Source organism: Streptococcus sp. HMSC072C09, assembly GCF_001813105.1.
GTDB lineage: Bacteria > Bacillota > Bacilli > Lactobacillales > Streptococcaceae > Streptococcus.
This window is the reverse complement of sequence record NZ_KV811503.1, coordinates 43,416-69,583: the sequence shown is the minus strand read 5'-3', so window position 1 is coordinate 69,583 and position 26,168 is coordinate 43,416. Positions and strand designations below refer to the sequence as shown.

Sequence of the window (26,168 nt, the reverse complement as noted above, 5' to 3'; positions counted from 1 at the left end):
CGACAATCCAAAAATAATTGAGAGGCTAGGACTTCTGTCCCACTCTCTTTTTGTTTGTCTAGAAGGGGTTTGGTTGGTCGTTGCAACGGGTAAAAAGAATTGGTATACTAGTAGAAAGAAACAAGGAGGATGCTGTGACCTTTAGAAAATTACGTCTATTAATGTCCAAATATGGATTTAGTATTTTGTTTATGGGCTTTGAACTATGGGCCTCCTTTGCGGCCTTCTTTTGGCTCAATAGATGGTTCCCTCATTGGCTATCTGTTGCAGTCATTGGGCTCTTATATGTGTCGACAATCTTAGCTATTGTTAATCGAAATACCCCGCCTGAAAATAAGGTGACCTGGCTCTTAATTGCCGTCATTCCTGTCTTTGGATCGCTTTTATACCTCATGTTTGGCGAGCGGCGTTTGTCCAAAAAGGAAATGATCCAGCTGAAAAATATGGAGTCCATGAAGTTTCGAGAGGACAATAGTCATCAGTTGCGTAAGGAGCTCAAGCAAGAAAGCAAAGCGGTTTATGGCTTGGTCAAGTCGATTTTATCCATGGACCACAATGCGGATCTCTACAATGGGACAGCATCGACCTTTTACCCTCTAGGGGAGGAGATGTATGAGCAACTACTAGAGGATCTAAAAGCAGCGAAAAAATTTATCTTCATCGAGTTTTACATCATTGATGAGGGCTTGATGTGGAACAGTATCCTAGAGATTTTAGAGCAGAAAGTGAAAGATGGGGTTGAAGTCAAACTCCTTTATGACGATATCGGCTGTATGGCAACCTTGGCTGGGAACTATACCAAACGATTGCGAAAGATGGGGATTGATGCCCATAAGTTTAACAAGGTGATCCCCCGTCTAACAGTGGCATATAACAACCGAGACCACCGCAAGATTCTGGTCATTGATGGGCAGATCGGCTATACGGGTGGTGTCAATTTGGCAGACGAGTACATCAACCACATTGAGCGGTTTGGTCACTGGAAGGACAGTGCCATCCGTTTAGATGGACGAGCTGTTAAGGCCTTAACGCGACTCTTCCTCATGAACTGGTACATCAACCGTGGGGAAATCGAGGATTTTGACCGCTATCATATTGAAAACAAGGCAGTCGAAGGAGAAGGGCTCTATATTCCCTATGGGAGTGGACCAAAGCCAATTTACAAGTCGCAGGTCGGAAAGACGGTTTATCAAAATATGATCAACCAAGCGACGGATTACGTCTATATCACGACTCCTTACTTGATCATCGATTATGATTTGACAGAAGATATCCGCAATGCGGCCCTTCGTGGGGTGGATGTTCGCATCGTGACCCCGCATATTCCGGATAAAAAATTGATCCAAATTGTTACGCGTGGGGCTTACTTGGATCTGATGGATGCTGGTGTGAAAATCTATGAGTACACGCCTGGTTTTGTCCACAGTAAGCAAGTTCTGGCAGATGACGAAATGGCGGTTGTAGGGTCGATTAACTTTGACTACCGTAGTCTGGTCCATCACTATGAAAATGCGGTCTGGATGTATCGGACGCCTGCTCTGAAAGAGATCCGGGCGGATTTTGACCACATCTTTGAAGTATCTCAAGAGATCACTGAAGATACCTTCCACTTTACCTGGCACCAGCGCTTAATCAAGGAAATTATGCAATTGTTCGCACCGATGTTGTAATAGGTGTGAGAATACAGAAGAAAGAGTCAGAAGCTGAGAGATCTGACTCTTTTTCCATAGGACTATGTGGCAAGAGGCTGACAGGGTCGGCAGAATTTGGTATACTAGAGAAGATAATGGGCTTTTTTCTAAAAGGAAAGAGCAAAGATCTAGAAAAAGGAAAAAGAATGAGCGAAAAAGAGCAAGAAATGACTTCGAAAAAATTAGGGATTCACGTGGGAGATAGTTTTCAGGATACACGTGAAATTCGCGAAGTACTAGATAAATCAGTTTTTCGTGAAGAAGAGCCGACTCATAGCCAGCAGGCAGAAGTCTTGGAGGAGCCGGTTGCAATGGAGGCATCAGAGGAAATGAGTGATGCCAAGCCAGAAGCAGTAGCAGAACCTACACAAGAATCGGAACAGGAAGCGGAGCAACCGCTCAGTCGGATGAGTCGTCGTTCACGTAAGGCGGGAGTTGAAGCGACAAAAGCGGAAGTATCTAAGGTAGAAGAGGATACGGAAGAGCTAGAAGCGGATGTGGCAGTTGAGCCGATCCGTCGTCAAGCTAAGCGTCCAGTGCCCCTAGCGATTCCTTTTGTGTTGAGTCTCTTGATTAGTTTGCTGCATGTCGGGGTGCCATTTTTAACCCGTTTTGCAACCAATCAACAATCTCAAAACTTGTATGCTGGCTGGGCAATGACAAAGGGTCAAGTACCGTTTGGTGATTTTTACGGAACCAATGGTCTGCTCTATTATGCAATCAACTGGTTGGGAAGTTTAGCTGGTGGACATTGGATCTTGATGATTCTCCAAGCGATTGCCCTCTTCTTTGCGGGTACTTACCTCTATCGGGTTGTGCGCTTGCTGGTGTCTGATAAAGATACAGCGAAGAATGTCCAGTTGCTCTTTTATTTCTTGGTGCTAGGCCTTGGTTTTGGAGGAACTTATGTGACTCTCTTTAGCCTTCCAATCCTATTTGCCAGCATGAATTTCATTTTGGCTTATTTGATTGGGCATCGTAAGGACGAAGGCTTTATACTTTATGGTGCGATTGCTGCTGTGGCTTTCTTGATTGATCCGATGACCAGTGCCCTGTTTTATTTGTTGGCCTTCCTTGGATTAACAGCCTTTAACATCAAGCAGAAGAGATGGGCGCGTGGCTTTTATCAACTGCTAGCAGCTCTCCTTGGTTTTTCACTCGTCTTTTATCCAATTGGCTATATCACCGTTTTGAATCAGACTTTTGGCTATGCCATTAACCAAGTAACCTATGTCTTTAATGCCTTGAATTTTAGTAATGGACAGGCCTTCAGTAATGCCATTTATTATGGACTGTTGGCGCTGGCCTTCGGTCTAGTTTCTGCCTTTTTGATGTCCTTTACCAAGCAAAATAGCAGTGCTCGCCGGATCTTCCGCTTTATGGGATGGGCAGGTAGCCTGGTAGTCCTCATTGTGTCGATTGGTCTTCCGGAACAAGGCGCTTACCAATTGTTGCCAATGTTGCCATTTGTTCTTCCTTTGTTTGCGATCTGGTTCTCACGAGATGGGGAAGAAAACGACGGGATCGAACGTCGTGGTCGGAAGAAGAAAAACAAGGAAGTTTGGGCTACTTATTTTGTGAGTCAAGCTTTCTTACCGCTAGTAGCCCTTGTTTATCTCTTGGCGAATCCAGTGGTTCAAGATGTCGTGCTTCAGTCTGGTCAATCCAGTGAACGGAGCGCTATTGCCAGCTACATTAAACATCACACCAAGTCGAAAGATACCATTTATGCTTGGGATACGACAGCTACTCTCTATCAAGAAAGTGATCGTTTGGCAGCTTCTGCTCTACTAACTCCGACGTCTTATCTGGGAATTAATGAAAATCGGACCAATGTGATCCAACAAATCGATCGGTCTGAACCCAAGTATATTGTGGTCAACAATCAGGTAGAGTTGACCTCCAATATGAAGGACTTGCTCAAAGAAAATTATCGTCTAGTTGAGAAGAAATACCGTCATTTCAAACTCTATCAACGCTCTTAAGAAAATCAATATCTTGTGTTTTAGAAAGTTTTTTAGAATTTTCACCACAAGATATTGATTTTTATTTTTGGAGTGGTATAATACAACTTGTATGTAAATAAATGAAGAGAGGCATGTTTGGTATGATCACCTTGAGAGAAGAAAAACTGAGAATGGCCCCGGATATTTTTGTTGAAAAACGAGATGGCCGTCGTGTTCAATTCGATGTTGAAAAAATTTATAAAGCCTTGTTGAAGGCGACAGAAGAAGTGACTTCTCTCACTCCAGTGATGGAAGCCAAACTAGAAGCCATTGTCGATCGTGTAATCGCAGAGATTTTGGAACGTTTTCCAAATGGCGTGAAGATTTATGAGATCCAAAATGTTGTCGAACATGAATTGCTTCAAGCTAATGAATATGCGATTGCAGAGAGCTACATTACTTATCGCACCCAGCGGGATTTTGAGCGCTCAAAAGCGACGGATATCAACTTTACAATTGGCAAACTCCTCAATAAGGACCAAGCCGTCGTCAATGAAAACGCCAATAAGGACAGTGATGTCTTTAATACGCAACGGGACTTGACGGCAGGGATCGTTGGTAAGTCTATTGGTCTTAAAATGTTGCCCAAACACGTAGCCAATGCTCACCAAAAAGGGGACATCCACTACCATGATTTGGACTATAGCCCTTATACACCGATGACCAACTGCTGTTTGATCGATTTTGAAGGCATGCTCAGAAATGGCTTCAAAATCGGGAATGCAGAAGTCGAAAGTCCTAAGTCCATCCAAACTGCAACGGCTCAAATCTCGCAGATTATTGCCAATGTAGCTTCTAGTCAGTACGGGGGTTGCTCGGCTGACCGGATCGATGAGGTCCTGGCCCCTTATGCAGAAAAGAACTACCAAAAACACTTGGCAGATGCCAAAGAGTGGGTGCTTCCTGAAAAGCAAGAGGACTATGCTTGGAGCAAGACTCAAAAAGATATCTATGATGCCATGCAATCGCTGGAATATGAGATCAATACCCTCTTTACTTCGAACGGGCAAACTCCCTTTACTTCGCTTGGCTTTGGTCTTGGAACCAATCGCTTCGAACGGGAAATCCAAAAGGCGATTTTGGAAATTAGAATCAAGGGACTGGGTTCAGAACATCGGACAGCCATCTTTCCAAAACTGATCTTTACCCTCAAGCGGGGGCTCAACCTAGAACCTGGAACGCCCAACTATGATATCAAGCAATTGGCCTTGGAATGTGCGACGAAGCGCATGTACCCAGACGTTTTGTCTTATGACAAGATTGTCGAGTTGACAGGCTCCTTCAAGGTGCCGATGGGATGTCGCTCTTTCCTTCAAGGTTGGAAGGACGAGAATGGTGTGGAAGTTAATTCTGGCCGGATGAATCTTGGGGTCGTGACCGTCAATTTACCTCGGATTGCCTTGGAATCGGGCGGAGACAAGGAGAAGTTCTGGCAAATCTTTAATGAACGGATGAACATCGCTGAAGATGCCTTGGTTTACCGGGTGGAACGCACCAAAGAAGCGACACCAGCCAATGCACCGATTCTCTACCAATATGGCGCTTTCGGGAAACGCTTGGGCAAATATGACCAGGTAGATCAGCTCTTCCGTCATCGCAGAGCAACCGTTTCTCTTGGCTATATCGGACTCTATGAAGTTGCAACCGTCTTTTATGGTCCAAATTGGGAACACAATCCAGAAGCCAAACAATTCACGATCGATATCATCAAGGATATGAAAGCGCGCGTGGAAGAATGGTCTGACCAGTATGATTACCACTTCTCTATTTATTCGACACCGTCAGAAAGCTTGACAGACCGCTTCTGTCGCCTGGATACGGAGAAATTTGGGAAGGTTCCGGATATCACAGACAAGGAATACTACACCAATAGTTTCCACTACGATGTTCGTAAGAACCCAACCCCATTTGAGAAGTTGGATTTTGAAAAAATTTATCCTGAAGCAGGGGCTTCTGGTGGCTTTATCCACTATTGTGAATACCCTGTGCTCCAACAAAATCCAAAAGCCCTTGAGGCGGTTTGGGATTATGCCTATGACCGAGTCGGTTATCTCGGAACCAATACACCGATTGACCGTTGTTACAAGTGTGATTTTGAAGGAGATTTCACGCCGACTGAGCGCGGATTTGCTTGTCCAAACTGTGGCAATAGCGATCCGAAAACGGTTGATGTGGTCAAACGGACCTGTGGTTATCTCGGAAACCCACAAGCTCGTCCCATGGTCAATGGCCGTCATAAGGAAATCGCGGCGCGTGTCAAACACATGAATGGATCCACGATCAAATCAGCTGGTCACCAAGTGACAGATTAGAGAAGGACATTATGGGAAAATACCAATTAGATGATAAAGGCAAGGCCCAGGTGCAACGATTCCACGAAAAGCATTCAAAGGGTGGAATCAATAAAAAAGACCGAGTAGCCAGCCTGAGAGAACAATTTTTAAATAAGAATAAGAAAAAATAAAGGTGAGAATTCTCGCTTCATATTGAAGATGGAATTCTCTTTTGAGACTTCCTTGGGTGGGGTACGGACGTCAGCGAACTTCTACGAAGTTCCATGACTAATTATTGAGCCTAGGGTCTCAATAATTCCGGATGCCTGAAACTTGTTGGTTTCAGGCATTTTTCCCACGGCGGAAAGTCTCAGTAGATTCTTGAAAAAGTTTAATAAATAAGCGTCATCTTATTGATTCAGTATTTATTAACTCATTTTATTAAAAATGATTGTTTATGTTGTAAAGTGAGAGTCCGCTCTCGCTTTTCTCATAGTTGGAGGTAAAGATGATACTACGCAGACCAACATTGGCAGATAAGGAAGCTGTTGTAGATATGATAGAGGAGTTTGAAGAGACCCAATCTACCCACAATGGCGGCTTTTGGGATGCTGAGAACTTTGATTATGAGGAGTGGCTAGAAACTAACCTTAATAAAGAAATGGGAATAGGATTGCCTGAAAATCGCGTTCCATCAATTCAGTTCGTATTGTTTGATGAATCAGGCCATGCTTTAGGTTTTTTGAATCTACGGCTGAGACTAAATGAGGGATTGCTGAATTATGCTGGTCATATCGGGTATTCCATCCGCCCTTCTGAAAGGGGCAAAGACTATGCAAAAGAAGCTCTTCATCAAGGTCTGCAAGTAGCTAAAGAAAAGAACATCCATCGTGCTCTGGTGACTTGTAGCACGGACAATCCGGCCAGTCGAGCGGTGATTCTAGCTAATGGCGGCCAATTTGAAGATGTTCGAAATGGAACGGAGCGTTATTGGATAGAAGTGGAGTAGAAGGATGACATGGAATACACCAAAACCAGGCGAATGGAAGAGTGAGGAGCTGAGTCAAGGGCGCATCATCGACTACAAGGCTTTTAACTTTGTCGATGGCGAAGGAGTCCGCAACTCCCTTTATGTGGCTGGCTGCATGTTTCACTGTGAGGGCTGTTACAATGTAGCGACCTGGTCTTTCAATGCAGGTATTCCCTACACCAAAGAGTTAGAAGAGCAGATCATGGCAGATCTGGCTCAACCTTATGTCCAGGGCTTGACCCTGCTTGGGGGGGAACCTTTTCTTAACACTGGCATCCTTCTGCCCTTGGTCAAGCGCGTGAGAAAAGAGTTGCCCGACAAAGATATTTGGTCTTGGACTGGCTACACCTGGGAAGAAATGATGCTAGAGACACCAGACAAGCTAGAGCTTCTCTCACTGATTGATATTCTGGTGGATGGCCGCTATGATAAGAGCAAACGCAACCTCATGTTGCAGTTCCGTGGCTCTTCTAACCAGCGGATCATTGATGTTCAAAAATCCCTCAAAGAAGGAAAAGTCGTCATCTGGGACAAGCTCAATGACGGCAAGGAAAGTTTTGAGCAGCTCAAGCGGGACGATCTTTTGTAGGATCCTCAAAAAAACCGGGTTTTTCACCCGGTTTTTTTGATGTTCTGCATAAGTATACAAGGGATTTTGCCTTTTTCAGAAAGCGCTTACTTCTCGGATGTACGTAATAGACAAAATAGTGATAATTAATGCATTCTTTGCTAAAAATATGTTACAATAAATATGATTAGGACTAATTGGAGGTATTTATGTCACAAAGGAGACGGAGTCGTCGTTCAGAGCATAAGTGGGGGCAATTGCGAATCATTAATTCCGTATTGCTTATTTTTTTGCTTATGACTGCAAGTTGGGCGACCTATACCATGTTGGCCAATAACATCTTGGCTTTTCGCTATGTCAATGTTCTCGTGATGGCACTACTAGCTCTTCTCTTGCTCTTGTCAGCTTGGTTTGTGATCAAAAATCAGGCCAAAAAGACAACTTTGGTCCTGCTTCTTGTCGGCTTATTGGCTAGTTCAGGAGTGTTATTTGCTAGTCAACAGCTGCTGAATCTGACCAGTAATGTCAATGGCCACTCTAACTATACAGAGTTTGAGATGGCTGTCTATGTCAAGAAAGACAGTGACATCAAAGATATCAAAGAAATCAAGGAAGTGGTGGCCCCAAAGGGCAACAATAACGAAGCTAATCTTACTGCCCTCTTGGACAACATCAAAAAGACCAAGGGTCAGGAAATTTCTGTAGTGGATGCACCGACTTATCTTGATGCCTATAAGAGCCTGCAAGAAGGGAATGCTTCTGCTATGGTCCTCAACAGTACCTTTGAGGATACCATTGCCGCAGAAGATGCGGACTATGCGAAGAAGTTGAAGAAAATCTATTCCTACAAGATCCGAAAAGAAGTGGCAGCGACGAGCAAGGTATCTGCCAATGCGGATGTCTTTAACATCTATGTCAGCGGGATCGATACCTATGGGCCGGTAACCTCGGTTTCTCGTTCAGATGTCAATATCATCATGACTGTCAATCGGAAGACCAAGCAAGTCCTATTGACAACGACTCCACGGGATGCCTATGTACCGATTGCAGATGGTGGCAACAACCAGAACGATAAGTTGACCCATGCGGGGATCTACGGAGTGGATGCTTCGATCCATACTCTTGAGAATCTCTATGATATCAAGCTCAACTACTACGTTCGTCTCAATTTCACCTCCTTCCTCAAGTTGATTGACCTTCTAGGGGGGATCGATGTGGAAAATGACCAAGAATTCACGAGCCTTCATGGCAAGTTCCATTTCCCAGTTGGGAAGGTTCATTTGAATTCAGAGCAAGCCCTCGGTTTTGTCCGAGAACGCTACTCTCTTCAAGGTGGCGACAATGACCGTGGGAAAAACCAAGAAAAAGTCATTGCGGCCATTATCAAAAAGTTGACCTCTACCAAGGTCTTAAGCAACTACAATGAGATTATCGGAAACCTCCAAGATTCTGTCCAAACCAATATGCAGTTGCCGACTATGATGAACTTGATCAATACCCAGTTAGAAACGGGTGGTTCTTATGAGGTGACTTCTCAAGCGATCACCGGTCAAGGACGAAATGACTTGCCGTCTTATGCTATGCCTGGTTACAACCTCTATGTCATGGAGTTGGATCAAGCCAGCTTGACCAAGGCTAAGGAAACCATTCAAAAAGTAATGGAAGGAAAAGAAAAATGATTGATATCCACTCGCACATCGTCTTTGATGTGGATGATGGACCAAAGACAAGAGAAGATACGCGTGCCTTATTGGAAGAAAGCTATCGCCAAGGGGTACGGACCATTATCTCCACTTCTCATCGTCGCAAGGGAATGTTTGAAACTCCCGAAGAAAAGATTTCCGAAAATTTTCAAGAAGTGAAAAAAATTGCGGCAGAGGTCGCGCCAGATTTAACGATTCATTACGGGGCAGAGATCTACTTTACTAATGATGTCTTGAAAAAACTGGAAGAAAAGATCATTCCACGTTTGGCAGATACGCGCTTTGCTCTGATTGAATTCAGCATGGGAACGCCTTACAAGGAGATTCATACGGCCTTGGACCGTTTGCTCCATCTAGGTGTGACACCGGTGGTGGCCCATATCGAGCGCTACAAGTGCTTGGAGAAAAATGAGGAGCGCGTGCAAGAGATGATTGACATGGGCTGCTACATGCAGATCAATAGTTCCAGCGTTCTCAAGCCACGCCTCTTTGGGGATGAGCAAAAACAACTGAAAAAACGAGCTCGGTACTTCTTAGAAAAAGACTTGGTGCACTTTGTGGCCAGTGATATGCACAATGTGGATAAACGGCCGCCTTATATGGCAGAAGCCTATCGCTTGATCAAGGAAGAATACGGAGAACAACGAGCACAAGCTCTCTTTGTCAGCAATCAAGAACTCTTGTTAGCGGATGAATTAATCTAACTAGGAAACAGGTGGAGAGATCCACATGAAGGAGTAATTAGGAAATGAACAATCAAGAAAATCAAGCAGTGGAAATTGATGTTTTCGCTATGCTGAAGACCCTATGGAAACGCAAGTTTTCGATCGTTTTGGTCGCTCTTGTCTTTGCCATCGCAGCATTTGGCTACAGTGCCTTTTTAGCCAAGAAAGAATACCAAAGTACTAGCCGAATCTACGTGGTCAGTCGCCAAAATCAAGACAACAATGCCTTGACAAACTCTGATTTGCAGGCGGGTTCTTACTTGGTTAAGGACTACCGTGAGATCATTCTTTCTCAAAATGTTTTGACGCAAGCCATCGAAGAATTGAAACTCGATATGACACCGGCTGAGTTGTCGAAAAAGATCAGTGTATCCGTTCCGACAGATACTCGTATCCTTTCGATCACGGCTAAGGATGGAGATCCAAAAGAAGCGGCTCGCATTGCCAATGGCCTTCGGAATGTAGCCGCTGAAAAGATCATCTCTGTGACCAAGGTGTCAGATGTTACGACTTTGGATGAAGCAGAAGTGCCTCAATCACCTTCTTCACCAAATATCCGACGCAATGTCCTTCTTGGCTTTATTGCTGGAGCTGGTCTGATGGTGGTTCTCTTGGTTGTATTAGAAGTCTTGGACGATCGTGTCAAGAGACCAGAAGATATCGAAGAGTTGATGGGCTTAACCTTGCTTGGTATTGTGCCAGATATTAAGAAACTGTAGACTGGGGATCGCATGAATACGTTAGAAATTTCAAAAAACAAATTACAAGAAATTCGGAAGGCAGAAGAGTACTTCAATGCCCTTGCGACGAATATCCAATTGAGTGGGGTGGACTTAAAAGTCATCGCTATCTCATCTGTTCAAGAAAATGAAGGGAAATCAACCACTTCAACCAACTTGGCTGTTGCCTTTGCGCGTGCGGGTTACAAGACCCTCTTGGTCGACTGTGATATCCGGAACTCTGTCATGACAGGGATTTTCCGTAGTCGGGATAAGATCCAAGGCTTGACCGACTTCTTATCTGGCCGTAGCCAACTGGATCAAATCTTGTATGCGACTGATTTTCCAAACTTGGATATCATCGAGTCTGGACAGGTCGCACCAAACCCAACAGGTCTCTTGCAAAGCAAGAACTTCACTGTGATGATGGATGCCTTGCGTGAACATTTTGACTACATCATTGTCGATACGCCTCCAATTGGGGTCGTGATCGATGCGGCGATTATCGCCCAACGCTGTGATGGAACTGTCTTGATCACAGAATCTGGTGCCAATGGACGCAAGGCTGTCCAAAAGGCCAAGGACCAATTAGAACAAACAGGCACACCTTTCTTGGGAGTAGTGCTCAATAAATTTAACATTAAAGCTGCTGAGTATGGTTCATATGGTGGATATGGATCTTACGGAGAGTACGGGAAAAAGTAAAGAATAGGATTGAGGGAAAATGGGAGAAGAAAGAATTGAACTGGAAAAACTAAATATTGTTCTCTTTCAAAGTTTAGCTGTCCTATTTTCAGCTTACATTGTGAGTCTTTTTAAGGATGCAGAATACACGTCGCAGACAATTGCCATTCTCTATCTCTTGCATTTTGTAGCCTTTTACATTAGCAATATTGCTTATCGTTTTTATAGCAGAGGCTATCTAGATGAGCTCTTTCAGGTCTTGAAATACAATGTATTTTTCGCTGTTGGGATCACCTTTACCTCTTTTATGCTCGATGGGGTCTTTTCCATCTCTCGTCGAGGGATGATCTACTTCTTTCTTTTCAATACGTTTTCCGTCTATATCATGGACCTCTTGCTCAAGAGATACCGGAAGTCTGTTTCACCACGGCGGAAAAGCTCGCGAAAGATTTTCTTGATCACAGCGACCAGTCGGATGGAAAAAGTGTTTGATATTCTGCATTCGCCCAGCCTTTATCATGGAGAACTAATCGGTGTCACTGTCATGGACGATACTGATTTTGCTCATTCAGGTGTACGGGTGGTGCAGCCAGATCAAATGATGAATTTTGTGACCAAGGAAGTGGTGGATGAAGTGTTTATCAATCTGCCAAGTGAGGACTACAATATTAGTGACTTGGTCTCGGAGTTTGAGAGTATGGGGATCGATGTAACTGTCAATCTCAATGCCTTTAACTTCGCGTCCTTAGGTAATAAACGGGTTCGAGAAGTCGGAGGACTAAGTGTCGTTACTTTCTCAACCAATTTCTACAAGCCGAGTCACGTATTTGCCAAACGTCTTTTGGACATTGCAGGAGCCCTCTTTGGACTCTTGATTTGTGGACTAGTAAGTATCGTTTTGGTTCCTCTAATCCGCAAAGATGGTGGACCTGCCTTCTTTGTACAAAAACGGGTCGGAAAGAACGGACGGTATTTCAACTTCTATAAATTCCGCTCCATGCGTGTGGATGCCGAAGAAATTAAGAAAGATCTCATGGCACAAAATACCATGACAGGTGGCATGTTCAAGATGGAAAATGATCCGCGGGTAACGCCAATCGGACGCTTTATCCGTAAGACCAGTCTCGATGAATTGCCACAATTTTACAATGTTCTGATCGGTGATATGAGTCTGGTCGGGACTCGTCCCCCAACGGTTGACGAATACCAAGAATATACGCCAGCCCAAAAACGCCGACTCAGCTTCAAACCAGGTATTACGGGACTTTGGCAAGTGAGCGGACGCAGTGAAATCAAGGATTTTGACGAAGTGGTCAAACTGGACGTTGCGTACATGGATGATTGGACGATCTGGAGAGACATTCAGATCTTGCTCAAGACCGTGAAGGTTGTACTTAGAAAAGAAGGAGCGAAGTAGCCCGTGAGTAAAGTTAGACAGATTCAATTAGGAGAATTATCCTTACTAGAAAAGTATATTGAAATTTGCAGAAAACACAATCTTCGATATTATGCTTTAGGGGGTACTTTGTTGGGCGCCATTCGTCACAAGGGCTTTATTCCCTGGGATGACGATATGGATTTGGGAATGCCTAGAAAAGATTATGAAAAATTCCTGGAAATTTGCGAAAAGGAATTGCCGGATCATGTTATCCTAAGAATTCATGATGATAATTTAGGCAATACCTCCATCATGGATACTTCCCTTCAAATTGAATTTGGTGGGGTTGTGTGTAGTCCTTTTATCGATGTGTTTCCTTTAGATGGTTACCCATCAGATGGTTTCCACTATTTCTTACACACCAATAAAATTAAGTATTACCGTGCCCTTTCAAAAATATCTGTCATCAATCGATTGCACAATCGCGACCGAGGTTTCTTTGAAAATACAATTGTGAAGGTCTCTAAGATCCTTCACCTAGACAAGTTACTAAATACTGAAAAAATCAATCAGAAGTTACAAAATACGATCAAAAAATATGACTTTGAGACAAGTGATCTCGTGGGAAATGTCTTAGGATCCTATCGCGAGAGAGAATTGGCCTACAAAGAGGTATTTGGGGAGCCACAACTCCTTGATTTTGAAACTATTAAAATCAGTGGTCATGCTGATCCGGATGCTTATCTGACAAAGATCTATGGCGATTATATGAAGTTGCCTGAAGAATCAGAGCAAAAAGGTCACTTTGAATCCACTTGGGGAGAATAAGCTTGAAAAGTTTTACAATGATGGGGGTCAGAATTGACCCTTTAACAATGGCAGAAACCGTTGCTGCTACAGAAGAATTTGTACGAGATAAAAAACCACTCCATTTGATGGGGGTCAACGCAGATAAGCTCAATCAGTGTGCGACAGACGAAGCCATCAAGAAGATTGTCAATGAATCTGAAATCATTAATGCAGACGGCGCTTCTGTTGTTCTCGCGGCGCGCTATTTGGGTTATGCTGTACCAGAGCGCGTGGCAGGCATTGATTTGATGCAGGAATTGCTCCATTTAGCCAATGAAAAAGGCTACTCGGTCTACTTCTTCGGGGCAAAAGAGGAAGTCTTGACCGATATGTTGGCCATCTTTAAAAAGGATTATCCAAATCTCCGAGTAGTGGGCCATCGCAATGGCTATTTCTCTGCTGAAGAGGAGGAGGCTATTCAAGAGGATATTCGTGAGAAGAATCCAGATTTTGTCTTTGTCGGCATTACCTCTCCTAAAAAAGAGTACTTGATCCAGAAGTTTATGGACAATGGAGTCAATTCTGTCTTTATGGGTGTGGGAGGAAGCTTTGATGTCCTCTCAGGTCATATCAAGCGGGCACCTATGTGGATGCAAAAGGCCAATCTGGAATGGTTGTTCCGTGTGGCCAATGAACCAAAACGGCTCTTTAAGCGCTATTTTGTCGGAAATGCCACTTTTATTAAGAGAGTAGTACATGAAAAACGGAAAGCAAAAAAATAATATTCTGCACATTTCGCGGACCATGGATATCGGTGGGGCAGAACGCATTGTCTATCAGTTGGCGACAGACCTCAAGGATGAATTTGACCAGGTTCATGTTGCGTCTACTGGTGGATTGTGGGAAGAAAAACTAGCAGAGAATGGGATTCAACACCATCGGATTCTAGATGTCGATAGCAAACAGCCAGCTACTGTGCTTAAGATTCTTGCTAGTCTTTCCAAGATCATCAAAGAAAATGAGATCACTCTTGTTCACACCCATCACCGGATGGCTGCTTTCTATATTCGTTTGCTGCAGATGCGCCATCCAAAATTGATCCATGTCTACACAGCCCATAATGTTTTCAAGGATAAATTACCACTTTATAAATTCGCCCTAGGAAAGGCTCGAACGGTTGCTGTCAGTCAAGCTGTCCAGGAAAATATCCTTAATGATGTAAGGTCAAAAAACTCTGTTGTGATTTATAATGGAGTGAAAATGAAACAAAGTGAGCATACAGTAAATGAAATTACTAAATGTGACGGTATCAAAATAGGCTGTATCGCTCGCTTATCCGAACAAAAAGGCTTACCCTACCTGATCCAAGCCATGTCACTTGTGACAAATCCAAGTGTATCCTTGTTTCTTGTCGGTGACGGAGAATTGAAAAATGATTTGATAAATCAAACAAAAAAGCTCGGTCTGGAAGAAAGAATTCATTTTTTGGGCTACCGAAGCGACGTGGTAGAGTGTATCAATAGCTTTGACTTTTGTGTCCTTCCGTCTGTCTTTGAAGGATTTGGATTGGTCGCAATCGAGGCTTTTATGAACGGCAAAACGATGATTGCAACAGATATTCCAGGTGTGAACGAAGTAGTGAATTCTGAGAATGGGCTCCTCGTCCCAGCTGAGGATCCGCAAGCCTTAGCTCAAGCAATTAAACAATTAGCAGGGGATCCTGAGAAAAGAGCCTCTTTAGCTGCTCAAGCAAAGAGAGATTATGATAACAAGTTTAGCTATCCGATCTTTTTAGACAACTATCGTAACTTTTACCAATCGATGAGGAAGGGTTCGAAATGAAAAAAGTAATGTTAGTGTTTGGGACGCGTCCAGAAGCCATTAAAATGTGTCCTTTGGTCAATGAACTCAAACAACACGATACCATTGAAACCGTAGTCTGTGTAACAGGGCAGCACAAGGAAATGCTGGACCAAGTGTTAGACGTTTTTCGTGTTGTTCCAGACTATAATCTTGGCATTATGAAGGCCAATCAAACCTTGTTTACTATTACGACCTCTATCTTGGAAAAAATCCAACCAGTCTTGGAGCAAGAAAAACCTGATATTGTCCTCGTCCATGGAGATACCACAACCACCTTTGCAACAGCTTTGGCGGCCTTTTATATGGGCATCAAAGTGGGGCATGTGGAGGCAGGGCTTCGGACTTACAATCTTCAAAGCCCATATCCTGAAGAGTTTAACCGTCAAGCTACTTCCATAGTGGCAGATTACAATTTTGCTCCAACCCAGGTTTCAAAAGAGAATCTTCAAAAAGAAGGACGGACAAATATTTTCGTTACGGGAAATACCGTTATTGATGCCTTAAAAACTACAGTCCAAGAAGACTACGACCACCCTATATTGGAATGGGCGAAAGGAAGCAAGCTCATCATGTTGACGGCCCACCGTCGAGAAAATCTTGGAGAACCCATGGAGCACATGTTCCGTGCGGTCAACCGGATTTTAGAAGAGTTTGAAGATGTCAAGGTAGTCTATCCTATTCACAAAAATCCAAAGGTCAGAGAATTGGCTAGCAAGATTTTTGGAGAGAATGAGCGAATGAAAATCATTGAGCCTTTGGAAGTGATTGATTTTCATAATTTCATGAACCAAAGCTATATGATCTTGACAGACTCAGGTGGTGTCCAAGAAGAAGCACCTTCTTTAGGAAAACCCGTCCTTGTCATGCGTGATACGACAGAGCGTCCAGAAGGTGTGGCTGCAGGGACTTTGAAATTGGTCGGAACAGAAGAAGAAAACATCTATCGCAACTTCAAGCTCCTTCTGGAAGACCAAGATGAATACGAGAAGATGAGCCGGGCAAGTAATCCTTATGGGGATGGAACGGCTTGTCAACAGATTGTAGAAATTATCATGAAGGGATTAGCATAATGGAAAAGGTTTCGATTGTCATACCGGTCTATAATGTCGAGGAGTATTTACAGTATAGTGTCGGTAGTCTTAGACAACAGACCTATTCAAATATCGAAATCATCCTAGTCGATGATGGATCGACTGATCGATCAGGAGAAATTTGCGACCAGTATGCTCAGGAAGATGACCGTATTCGAGTGCTCCATCTTCAAAATGGAGGATTGTCTAATGCTCGAAATACAGGAGTGAAAGCTGCGACAACTGACTGGATTATCTTCCTTGATTCAGATGATTATTATGACATTAGAACAGTCGAATATTTGGTTAGCTTAAAAGAACAGTATAAAGTTGACCTTGTATCGACACCGGTTATTGAAGTCAGAAATCATGAGGACAAAGATTTTTCAGGAGATCTAAATGAAAAAAGTTCAAGGAAATTAGATCGTCATACAGCCCTCAAAGAAATGTTCTATGGTCACCACGTTGGGACCCATTCAGGAGGTAAACTCTACAAGAAAGAGATCTTACTCCAACATCCCTATCCAGAAGGAATGATTTATGAAGATTTGGCTGTTGCTTATGAACATATTGCTTGTTGTGAGGAAATTGCAGTTAGCGATCTAAATCTTTATAAATACTATCGAAGACCAGGGAGTATCGTCAATTCTTCTTATAGCGATCGGCTCTTGGATTTCTACAAGGCCATGGAATGGAACAGAGCCTATGTCGAGAGAGACTATCCTGATGATCCGGAAATGAAAAAAGCGCTCAATACCCGCTATGTCTTTAATGGCTTGCATGTGGTCCATGCTATGCTGGGTTCTCATATGTATGATCAGGTTAACAAAATTCGCAAAGAGTATCGTCGCTATTGGAAAGATATTCTAATCAATTCACATATTACAAGAAAAAATAAACTCAAATACCTTCTTTTGCTCCTTTCTCCTCATTTGTATCAAAAGGTGAGAGCAAAACTAGGCTAGATTGCTAAATAGCCATGTTCTAGAGAAGGAAAAAGAGACAACATCAGGAGGTTTAGGATGATTTATGCAGGGATTTTAGCAGGTGGAACAGGCTCACGGATGGGGATTACGGATATGCCCAAACAATTTTTGGATTTGGGTGGACGTCCTATTTTAATCCACACGGTTGAGAAGTTCTTATTGGTCCATGAGATTCAAAAGATTGTATTGGGGATTCATCCGGACTGGGTGACCTATACGGAAGATCTGGTCGACAAGTACTTGGCTTCTTATAAGGATCGGATCTTGGTTGTAGAGGGAGGAAGTGACCGCAACTCTACCATCGAAAACATCATCCTGGCTATCGATGAGCTGCAGCCTTTGACAGAAGAGGATATTATCGTCACCCATGATTCGGTTCGCCCTTTTGTTAGCCTAAAAACTATCCAAGAAAACATTGAACTAGCCAAGAGCCATGATGTTGTAGATACAGTGGTCGAAGCGACCGATACCATTGTTCAAAGCTTGGACAATACTTTTATCACGGATATCCCTGAACGCCAATACCTCTATCAGGGTCAAACCCCTCAAACCTTCAAAATGAAAGACTTTCTTGCCTTGTACCATGATTTGAGTGATCAGCAAAAAGAAGTCTTGACAGATGCCTGCAAGATCTTTGTCATCAATGGTAAAAAAGTTGCTCTTGCTAAAGGGGAATATTCCAATATTAAAATTACGACGATTACAGATTTGAAAATTGCACGCGGTATGATTGAGGACAATTAATATGTTGAACCAAATCTTTCAGCTGACCCAGCCGAAAAATATTACCATCAAATACCAAGAAGAAGACATGAGCCGTGAAGACAAGGTGTTAATACGCCCTTATTACATGGCTATTTGTCATGCGGACCAACGTTACTATCAAGGAAAACGGGATCCTAAGGTGCTTAAAAAGAAATTACCCATGGCCCTGATCCATGAGTCGTCTGGTATCGTGGTAGCGGATCCTACGGGAACCTATCAACCAGGACAGATTGTGGCCATGGTTCCCAATCAACCTCCTCATCAAACAGAGGGTGTCTTCTTTGAAAATTATTTGGAGGGGACGCACTTCTTGTCTAGTGGCTTTAATGGTTTTATGCAGGAAGTCGTTGCCTTACCGCTGGATCGTGTAGTGGCTTACCCAGAGGAAGTTCGGGGCCCAGTCACAGCTTTAGCGGAATTTAGTAGTGTTGCCATGCATGCCATTCATCGCTTTGACCTCATTGCCCACCAACGAAGAGAGTCCGTTTTGATTTTAGGAGATGGTAGTCTTTCATATGTGGTTGCGACTTCTTTGCACTATCTTTACCCAGATTTGAAGATAACTGTAGTTGGGCGCAACAATGATAAACTGCAATTGTTTAATTTCATTCATCAAGCCATTTTAACCAGCGAGTTGACAGACGATCAACGGTTTGACCACGCCTTTGAGTGTACTGGTGGCCAAGGAAGTGAACCAGCCATCAATGATATTATTGATCATATCAAGCCTCAAGGAACCGTGATGTTGATGGGGGTTAGTGACAACCGGGTCGCAGTTAATACAAGAGATGTTCTTGAAAAGGGCTTGACTTTTGTAGGGTCTTCTCGCTCAGGTCGTGAGGATTTTGAGCGGGCTGTAGAGATGCTGGCTAATCGTCGGGTCCAAAGTCGTTTGAAAAACATTATCCACGTTGATGGAGAAGTTCAAACCATTCCAGATATTCATCGAGCTTTTGCGACGGATTTGATCACACCGTTTAAAACGGTCTTCAAGTGGGGATTGTAGACAGTCATGAAAGTTCTTAAAAATTACGCCTATAATCTCTCTTACCAGTTGCTGGTGATTATCTTGCCGATTATTACCACCCCTTATGTGACGCGGGTCTTTAGCTCGAATGACTTGGGGACCTATGGCTATTTCAACTCCATCGTCACCTATTTTATCCTTTTGGCGACCTTGGGAGTGGCTAACTATGGAACCAAGGAGATCTCAGGACACCGCAAAGACATCCAAAAGAATTTCTGGGGGATTTATACCCTCCAGTTAGGAGCGACCTTTGTGTCCATCCTACTCTATGTCTTGCTGTGCTTGGCGCTTCCTTCTATGCAAAACCCTGTGGCCTATATCTTAGGGCTCAGTTTGGTTTCAAAGGGACTCGACATCTCCTGGCTCTTTCAGGGGTTAGAGGACTTTCGTAAGATTACCGTTCGAAATATCACGGTCAAACTGGTTGGAGTCATCTCCATCTTCTTGTTTGTCAAATCTGCCAATGATCTGTATCTCTATGTATTCTTACTCACCATCTTTGAACTCTTAGGTCAGCTCAGCATGTGGCTACCCGCTCGGGAGTTCATTGGGAAAGCCCATTTTGATTTGGCTTATGCACGGGTGCACTTAAAACCGGTCATTCTGCTCTTTTTACCGCAGATTGCTATTTCCCTCTATGTTACCTTGGATCGGACTATGTTGGGGGCTCTCGCCTCTACAAAGGATGTAGGGATTTATGACCAGGCCTTGAAATTGGTTAATATTTTGCTGACCCTTGTGACGTCTTTAGGAAGTGTCATGCTTCCGCGCGTGGCGAGTCTCTTGGCTTCCGGAGATCACAAGGCTGTCAATAAGATGCACCAAATGTCCTTTTTGATCTATAATTTGGTCATTTTCCCAATCATTGCGGGTATGCTGATTGTCAACGATGACTTTGTTCGATTCTTCTTAGGGAAGGATTTCCAAGATGCTCGCTATGCCATCGCTATCATGATCTTCCGTATGTTCTTCATCGGATGGACCAATATCATGGGGATTCAAATTCTCATCCCGCATGATAAGAACAAAGAATTTATGCTGTCAACTACGATTCCTGCTATCGTCAGTGTCGGGTTGAATGTGCTCTTCTTACCTCATTTTGGTTTTATCGGTGCAGCCATTGTATCCGTCTTAACAGAATCCTTGGTATGGCTGATTCAATTGTACTATACCCGTCATTACCTCAGGGAAGTTCCAATTATCGGGTCTATGGCAAAAATTATTTTTGCATCTGCTGTAATGTATGGCCTCTTGCTCCTTATAAAACCATTCCTACATTTCACCCCTACTCTGAATGTACTCGTGTATGCGGTGCTTGGTGGGATCATTTATCTGATCGCTATCCTATCTCTGAGAGTGGTAGATGTGAAAGAATTAAAACAACAATTTTTAAATAAACAGTAGAGAGTAGAAAGGAAGGATATGAATTTTTAAGTAAACAAAATCTTTAGAAAAGAATGCTATAGCAGGGGTGTTCCCTAAGCAGGCATTCCAATCTAGACAGAATGAGCTTTTCTTTAAAAATTCTTTATCAGGTAATTTAATGATAAAAATGAAATTTGACGATCTACTGGTTGGTTTTGTCGTCTCGATTGTGATCTTCTTTAATACAATATCCACTACGATGTTAAATAAGGGCTTTTTGCATGTTGGTGCGAGCTCCCTCTTAGTGGTTGTAGCTCTCTTATTGCTTCGTTTTTTTAATAAAATCTCGATTCCCTATCATTATCTAATCTTGTCTGCCATGTTATTGATGGTAGCTGTTATGGTTTATTTCAAGACGGATAAGTTAAATTTCTTAGTTTATTCTCTCTTAATGATTTTGCTGGTCAATGCGGATAGGAAAGTCATTTTAAAAACTTATGTAGGTGTTGCAGGTACGATTGTCCTTGCAGTATTTCTATTGTCACTGTTAAAGGTTGTTCCAAACTTACAATATAGTCGGGGTGCTGTTATCCGTAATTCATTTGGGTTTATCTATCCAACAGATTTCGCAGCCCATTGTTTCTACCTTTATGTCGCAATCTCCTATTTGCTAAAAGATCGGTATATTGGCTTACGATCTCTGAGTGGCGTTCTTCTAGCTCTCTTTATTATCAAGTTCTGTGACGCTCGTATGAATGCGATCTCGCTTTTGGTCGCTGTCTTGCTCTTTCTCTTCTTTTATTTTACAAAAGAGAAAAAGTTGAAGTTGTATCACTTGTTGCCTTATTCGATCATCCTTTTTTCAAGCGGAATGATCTACTTGACCTATCATTTCTCCTGGTCATCTCCACTTTATGTTCAAATTAATCAATTCATTACAGGTCGGTTAGCCTTAGGTAAAAATGCTTTTAATTTATACCCTTTGAATTGGTTCGGAACAAGAGAGGTTCAGTTTATTGGATCTGGAGGAAGCACAGAGTCTGTCCTCAATTATAATTATGTCGATTCGTCTTATGTCCAGATGTTATTTACCTATGGTATCGTACCGGTTGCTTTATTAGTCGGCATTTATGTCATTGTTTCAAAATATGAATTCAAGAAGGGACGTTATTTATTTGTTGCAATTTTGTCCCTCATTGCGATTAACTGTATGATTGAAGCATTTTGGTTTGTACCGACTTATAACATCTTTATGTTCACACTCTTTGCGACAGAAATTGTCAAGAAAAAGCCGGCCAATTCCCTCTCTTATAGTGAGGAAATTGGGGGGATTTGAAGATCTAATCTATAGCTATGAGTCTATGATATGGCTGAGAGTTTAGATATATTTTAAAATAGAAAAATAATGGAGTCTACTATGTACGATTATCTGATTGTTGGTGCTGGTTTGTCTGGAGCCATTTTCGCACATGAAGCTACTAAACGTGGTAAAAAAGTAAAAGTGATTGACAAGCGAGATCACATCGGTGGCAATATCTACTGCGAGGAGGTTGAAGGCATCAACGTCCATAAGTACGGTGCCCACATTTTCCATACGTCCAACAAAAAGGTTTGGGACTATGTCAACCAGTTCGCTGAATTCAACAACTATATCAACTCACCAATTGCTAACTACAAGGGCAGTCTTTACAATCTTCCCTTTAACATGAATACTTTTTATGCTATGTGGGGAACCAAGACTCCTCAAGAAGTCAAGGACAAGATTGCCGAGCAAACAGCTGACATGAAGGATGTTGAACCTAAGAACTTGGAAGAACAAGCTATCAAGTTGATTGGTCCAGATATCTACGAAAAGTTGATTAAGGGCTATACTGAAAAACAATGGGGACGCTCTGCGACAGACCTTCCACCCTTTATCATCAAACGTCTTCCAGTTCGTTTAACCTTTGATAACAACTACTTTAATGACCGTTACCAAGGGATTCCAATCGGTGGTTACAATGTCATCATTGAAAACATGCTGGGTGATGTAGAAGTAGAACTTGGAGTTGACTTCTTTGCCAATCGTGAAGAGCTAGAAAGCTCAGCTGATAAAGTTGTCTTTACAGGAATGATTGACCAGTACTTTGACTACAAACACGGTGAGTTGGAGTACCGTAGTCTTCGTTTTGAACACGAAATCTTAGATGAGGAAAACCATCAAGGGAATGCCGTGGTTAACTATACCGAGCGTGAGATTCCTTACACTCGGATCATCGAGCATAAGCACTTTGAGTATGGTACACAACCCAAGACAGTTATCACACGTGAGTACCCAGCTGACTGGAAACGTGGGGATGAACCCTACTACCCAATCAATGATGAAAAGAACAACGCCATGTTTGCTAAGTACCAAGAAGAAGCTGAGAAAAACAACAAGGTCATCTTCTGTGGACGGCTAGCAGACTATAAATACTACGATATGCACGTGGTTATTGAGCGCGCTCTAGAAGTCGTAGCAAATGAGTTTGATTGAAAGAAACCATAATCTATGAAATACTACTTAAAAGAAGAATTCCTGCATGATGTCAACGCAAAGAACGCAGGAAATAAAGCACGCAATGACGTAGAAAGTATTGTGAAAGAAGAAGGCTATCATCCCTTGGTCCTTTCTGTCGACAATTGGTATCAGATGAGTACCCTTGTGGCTCAACGCCATAAGGCGAAGGCTTTCGGTCAAGCCTTGGATCAACTAAAGCAAGGAGATGAGTTGCTGATCCAGTTTCCAATGCTCCACCATAGTTTTTTCTCAACCCATTTGGTTAAAAAAGCACAAAAAAGAGGGATTAAAGTCTATCTCTTGATTCATGACCTAGAAGTGCTTCGCCATGCCAATATGACTTCACTACCTTTAAAACACAGAATTCGGATGTACCTTCAAGAAGCAAGTTTTCTCAAGGCAGCTGATGGGATCATCGCCCACAATCCAGTTATGAAATCTGTCTTGGTGGATAAAGGAATTGCGGAAGATAAGATTATCAGCCTTGGTATTTTTGACTATTTAATTCCAGATTTCCAAGAAAAAAGTGGCCAAACAAAAGACCAGCCGATGATTGTGGCGGGTAATTTGGCCCAGGAAAAAGCTGGTTATCTCTATGCTCTTCCTGCAGAACCTGCCTATAATCTCTATGGTGTTGGTTTTGATGAGAGTAGAGCTTTAGAGAATGAAACTTACTTTGGCTCCTTCCTACCGGATGAGCTTCCTGCAGCCCTTGAGGGTGGTTTTGGACTAGTCTGGGATGGGGATAGTGCAGAAACTTGTAGTGGTGTTTTTGGGGAGTACCTTCGCTACAACAACTCTCACAAGGCGTCGCTTTATCTAGCATCGGGCTTTCCGCTGGTGGTGTGGAAACAGTCAGCCTTGTCTCACTTTGTGCTTGAGAAGGGTTGTGGGATTGCAGTAGAGTCTCTTCATGACTTGAAGGAGACAATCGACAATCTTTCAGATGCCGATTACCAAGATTTGGTAGACAATGCCAAGCGTGTTGGCCAAGAAATCCGAGATGGTAACTACTTAAAGACAGCCTTAAAGCATTTATCATAAGATCAAAAGAAGTCAGACAGACTTCTTTTTTTAGTTTTTCAAAAAAATATCACTAATTTTAAAAATTTGCCTTATAAAACTTTTCATCGCTGAAACCGTGTGGTAAAATGATTAACGTATAAAATTTGTATAAAGGGAAGTTTATATGAAAAAGAAAGATCTTATTTTTTATGCCGGAGCGGCAGTCTTGATGGCTGTATCTGCTCAGGGAGTCAGTGCAGATGAGCTGGTTTCAAACGAGGCCACTACTACTGAAGGCAACCAAGTCCAAGCTGAAAAAGCGCCAGAAGTAGCCGTTGCTGAAAAGTCGGTAGCACCTGTCGCAAGCAACTATGTAGCACCAGCAAATGTGACTGAACAGTCTGTAGCACCTGCGAGCAAGACCACGGCTTCAGAAAGTGGAACCCCATCTGTAGAGAAAGCTACAGAAGCATCGACGACTGAGAAAGAAGAAACTCCTCTTCCGTCTAATACAGGAAGCACGACCTTCTTTAACACAGGCGCTCACGCTCCTGCTGGTCGTTCAACAGATGTGGCGGTTCAACCAAAATCATTCGTTGATGTGAGTAGCCACAACGGAGACATTAGTATTGGCGACTACCGTACCCTAGCTAATAAAGGCGTGGGCGGTGTCGTTGTCAAATTGACAGAAGACACTTGGTACAAGAACCCAAATGCGGAGAACCAAATTCGTAATGCACAGGCTGCGGGTCTGCAAGTATCGACCTACCACTTCTCACGCTATACTTCTGAGGAAGCAGCGCGTGCAGAAGCGCGATTCTACATTGCAGAAGCGCAACGCTTGAATATTCCAAAGAACACCCTCATGGTCAATGACTTTGAGGATGCCAAGATGCAGCCAAATATTAACCGCAACACCCAAGCTTGGGCGGACGAAATGCGTAAAAATGGTTACACCAACTTGATGTTCTACACCAGTGCTAGCTGGTTGGATGAAAACAATCTTCGCAAGAAAGGTCCTGTCAACACCGCTCAATTTGGTCTTCAGAATTTCTGGGTTGCCCAATACCCTTCTCCAAAACTGTCTGTAAACGATGCGAAAAGCTTGCGTTACAATGGGAAAGCTGGCGCCTGGCAGTTCACTTCTCAAGCGGAATTGCTTCCAGGAAAACACCTCTTTGACCACAGTGTGGACTATACCGGTCGCTTCACAGCGAACGCAAAACCTGCAGCGGATCCAACAGAAGGCAGCTTAAGTGGGAAGATTGATATTGTCAATAACGATACTATGACGGGCCGCTTTGACGTTGTCATCTCAAATGTTCAGGCACCAAATGGAGTTCGAACCGTTTCTGTACCGATCTGGTCAGAAACAGGTGGTCAAGATGACCTTGTTTGGTATACAGCTAATCGTCAAGCAAATGGGACCTATATCGTCAATGTCAAAGCAGAGAACCATAAAAACTCAACCGGTCTTTACAATGTCCATCTTTACTATGTTCAGAACAATGGACAAATGACGGGTGTGGGTGGAACAACGACGACAGTAGCCATTGGAAAGAAAAATCAGACACCAGTATCAGCTGATTTGACTATTGCAAAATCAGAAAAAGACGGGACCTTCACCATTACAGCTAAGAACCTTCAAGGCTTCGATGGCTACAAGGAAGTGAAGATTCCATTCTGGTCTCATGCGAATGGCATGAAAGACATCATCTGGTATACTCCGACTCGCCAGGCAGACGGTTCTTATACTGTAACGGCCAAAGCCAGTGACCACGAAAATGCTGATGGCAAATACGAAGCGCAGGTCTTCTATGTAGATGCCCAAGGTCAAAACAAATTTGTGAAAAAGGCCTTTATCGATTATACGGCGACAAAACCGGCCAATGCTGTCGCAGCTGATCTGACCATTACAAAATCAGAAAAAGACGGCACCTTCACCATCACAGCTAAGAACCTTCAAGGCTTCGATGGCTACA

General features: G+C 43.0%; 23 protein-coding genes. All 23 read left to right on the top strand.

All coding sequences use genetic code 11. The features are described 5' to 3' along the window. Window positions 1–134 precede the first annotated feature (134 nt). Entirely contained in the window at window positions 135–1,670 is a 1,536-nt protein-coding gene (gene cls / locus HMPREF2893_RS08915) for a cardiolipin synthase (protein ID WP_070675838.1), read from the top strand. 167 nt (window positions 1,671–1,837) lie between these two features. Further along, on the top strand, window positions 1,838–3,676 hold the full coding sequence (locus HMPREF2893_RS08910) for an MFS transporter (protein WP_070675892.1): 1,839 nt from the start codon (window positions 1,838–1,840) through the stop codon (window positions 3,674–3,676). A 122-nt stretch (window positions 3,677–3,798) separates the two neighbouring features. After that, entirely contained in the window at window positions 3,799–6,009 is a 2,211-nt protein-coding gene (gene nrdD / locus HMPREF2893_RS08905) for an anaerobic ribonucleoside-triphosphate reductase (protein ID WP_070675890.1), read from the top strand. Window positions 6,010–6,020: 11 nt separating this feature from the next. Further along, window positions 6,021–6,161: a hypothetical protein gene (locus HMPREF2893_RS11000; protein WP_003002079.1), complete on the top strand. Its 141-nt coding sequence runs from the start codon at window positions 6,021–6,023 to the stop codon at window positions 6,159–6,161. Window positions 6,162–6,478: 317 nt separating this feature from the next. After that, complete coding sequence (locus HMPREF2893_RS08900; protein WP_070675836.1) at window positions 6,479–6,979, top strand: GNAT family N-acetyltransferase; 501 nt, start codon at window positions 6,479–6,481, stop codon at window positions 6,977–6,979. A 4-nt stretch (window positions 6,980–6,983) separates the two neighbouring features. Beyond that, window positions 6,984–7,589 (top strand): anaerobic ribonucleoside-triphosphate reductase activating protein, encoded by a 606-nt coding sequence (gene nrdG / locus HMPREF2893_RS08895; RefSeq protein WP_070675834.1) that lies wholly within the window; start codon window positions 6,984–6,986, stop codon window positions 7,587–7,589. Window positions 7,590–7,777: 188 nt separating this feature from the next. After that, complete coding sequence (locus HMPREF2893_RS08890) at window positions 7,778–9,247, top strand: LCP family glycopolymer transferase CpsA (protein WP_070675832.1); 1,470 nt, start codon at window positions 7,778–7,780, stop codon at window positions 9,245–9,247. After that, window positions 9,244–9,975, top strand: a complete 732-nt coding sequence (cps4B, locus tag HMPREF2893_RS08885; RefSeq protein WP_031574381.1) for a capsular polysaccharide biosynthesis protein Cps4B — start codon at window positions 9,244–9,246, stop codon at window positions 9,973–9,975. Before HMPREF2893_RS08890 ends, cps4B begins: the two co-directional genes overlap by 4 nt. Before the next feature lie 44 nt (window positions 9,976–10,019). Next, window positions 10,020–10,715: a Wzz/FepE/Etk N-terminal domain-containing protein gene (locus tag HMPREF2893_RS08880; RefSeq protein ID WP_070675830.1), complete on the top strand. Its 696-nt coding sequence runs from the start codon at window positions 10,020–10,022 to the stop codon at window positions 10,713–10,715. 12 nt (window positions 10,716–10,727) lie between these two features. Beyond that, window positions 10,728–11,420, top strand: a complete 693-nt coding sequence (locus HMPREF2893_RS08875; RefSeq protein WP_021154082.1) for a tyrosine-protein kinase — start codon at window positions 10,728–10,730, stop codon at window positions 11,418–11,420. A 19-nt stretch (window positions 11,421–11,439) separates the two neighbouring features. After that, complete coding sequence (locus tag HMPREF2893_RS08870; protein ID WP_070675828.1) at window positions 11,440–12,816, top strand: sugar transferase; 1,377 nt, start codon at window positions 11,440–11,442, stop codon at window positions 12,814–12,816. Between the two features lie 3 nt (window positions 12,817–12,819). Then, on the top strand, window positions 12,820–13,605 hold the full coding sequence (locus tag HMPREF2893_RS08865) for a LicD family protein (protein WP_070661596.1): 786 nt from the start codon (window positions 12,820–12,822) through the stop codon (window positions 13,603–13,605). Window positions 13,606–13,622: 17 nt separating this feature from the next. Beyond that, a complete protein-coding gene (locus HMPREF2893_RS08860) occupies window positions 13,623–14,348 on the top strand; it encodes a WecB/TagA/CpsF family glycosyltransferase (protein WP_371106549.1) in 726 nt (241 codons plus the stop codon). Continuing rightward, window positions 14,323–15,408 carry a glycosyltransferase family 4 protein gene (locus HMPREF2893_RS08855; RefSeq protein ID WP_070675826.1) on the top strand — a complete coding sequence of 362 codons (1,086 nt, stop codon included), beginning with the start codon at window positions 14,323–14,325 and terminating at the stop codon, window positions 15,406–15,408. The genes HMPREF2893_RS08860 and HMPREF2893_RS08855 overlap by 26 nt, the downstream gene beginning before the upstream one ends. Continuing rightward, window positions 15,405–16,499, top strand: coding sequence for a non-hydrolyzing UDP-N-acetylglucosamine 2-epimerase (gene wecB / locus HMPREF2893_RS08850; protein WP_049492598.1), 1,095 nt, complete (start codon window positions 15,405–15,407; stop codon window positions 16,497–16,499). Before HMPREF2893_RS08855 ends, wecB begins: the two co-directional genes overlap by 4 nt. After that, window positions 16,499–17,464 (top strand): glycosyltransferase family 2 protein, encoded by a 966-nt coding sequence (locus HMPREF2893_RS08845; RefSeq protein WP_049492596.1) that lies wholly within the window; start codon window positions 16,499–16,501, stop codon window positions 17,462–17,464. The genes wecB and HMPREF2893_RS08845 overlap by 1 nt, the downstream gene beginning before the upstream one ends. A gap of 57 nt (window positions 17,465–17,521) precedes the next feature. Next, window positions 17,522–18,229, top strand: coding sequence for an IspD/TarI family cytidylyltransferase (locus tag HMPREF2893_RS08840; protein ID WP_049492592.1), 708 nt, complete (start codon window positions 17,522–17,524; stop codon window positions 18,227–18,229). Window position 18,230: 1 nt separating this feature from the next. Then, window positions 18,231–19,256, top strand: coding sequence for a zinc-binding dehydrogenase (locus HMPREF2893_RS08835; RefSeq protein WP_049492589.1), 1,026 nt, complete (start codon window positions 18,231–18,233; stop codon window positions 19,254–19,256). A gap of 6 nt (window positions 19,257–19,262) precedes the next feature. After that, window positions 19,263–20,681, top strand: a complete 1,419-nt coding sequence (locus HMPREF2893_RS08830; RefSeq protein WP_049492586.1) for a flippase — start codon at window positions 19,263–19,265, stop codon at window positions 20,679–20,681. Between the two features lie 139 nt (window positions 20,682–20,820). After that, window positions 20,821–21,978 (top strand): hypothetical protein, encoded by a 1,158-nt coding sequence (locus HMPREF2893_RS08825; protein ID WP_049492582.1) that lies wholly within the window; start codon window positions 20,821–20,823, stop codon window positions 21,976–21,978. Window positions 21,979–22,059: 81 nt separating this feature from the next. Then, window positions 22,060–23,157: a UDP-galactopyranose mutase gene (glf, locus tag HMPREF2893_RS08820; protein WP_070594623.1), complete on the top strand. Its 1,098-nt coding sequence runs from the start codon at window positions 22,060–22,062 to the stop codon at window positions 23,155–23,157. Window positions 23,158–23,172: 15 nt separating this feature from the next. Beyond that, window positions 23,173–24,225 carry a glycosyltransferase gene (locus HMPREF2893_RS08815; protein WP_070594622.1) on the top strand — a complete coding sequence of 351 codons (1,053 nt, stop codon included), beginning with the start codon at window positions 23,173–23,175 and terminating at the stop codon, window positions 24,223–24,225. Between the two features lie 145 nt (window positions 24,226–24,370). Next, window positions 24,371–26,168, top strand: a 1,798-nt coding sequence (locus HMPREF2893_RS08810) for a GBS Bsp-like repeat-containing protein (protein ID WP_186822254.1), incomplete at its 3' end; no start/stop codon positions are given.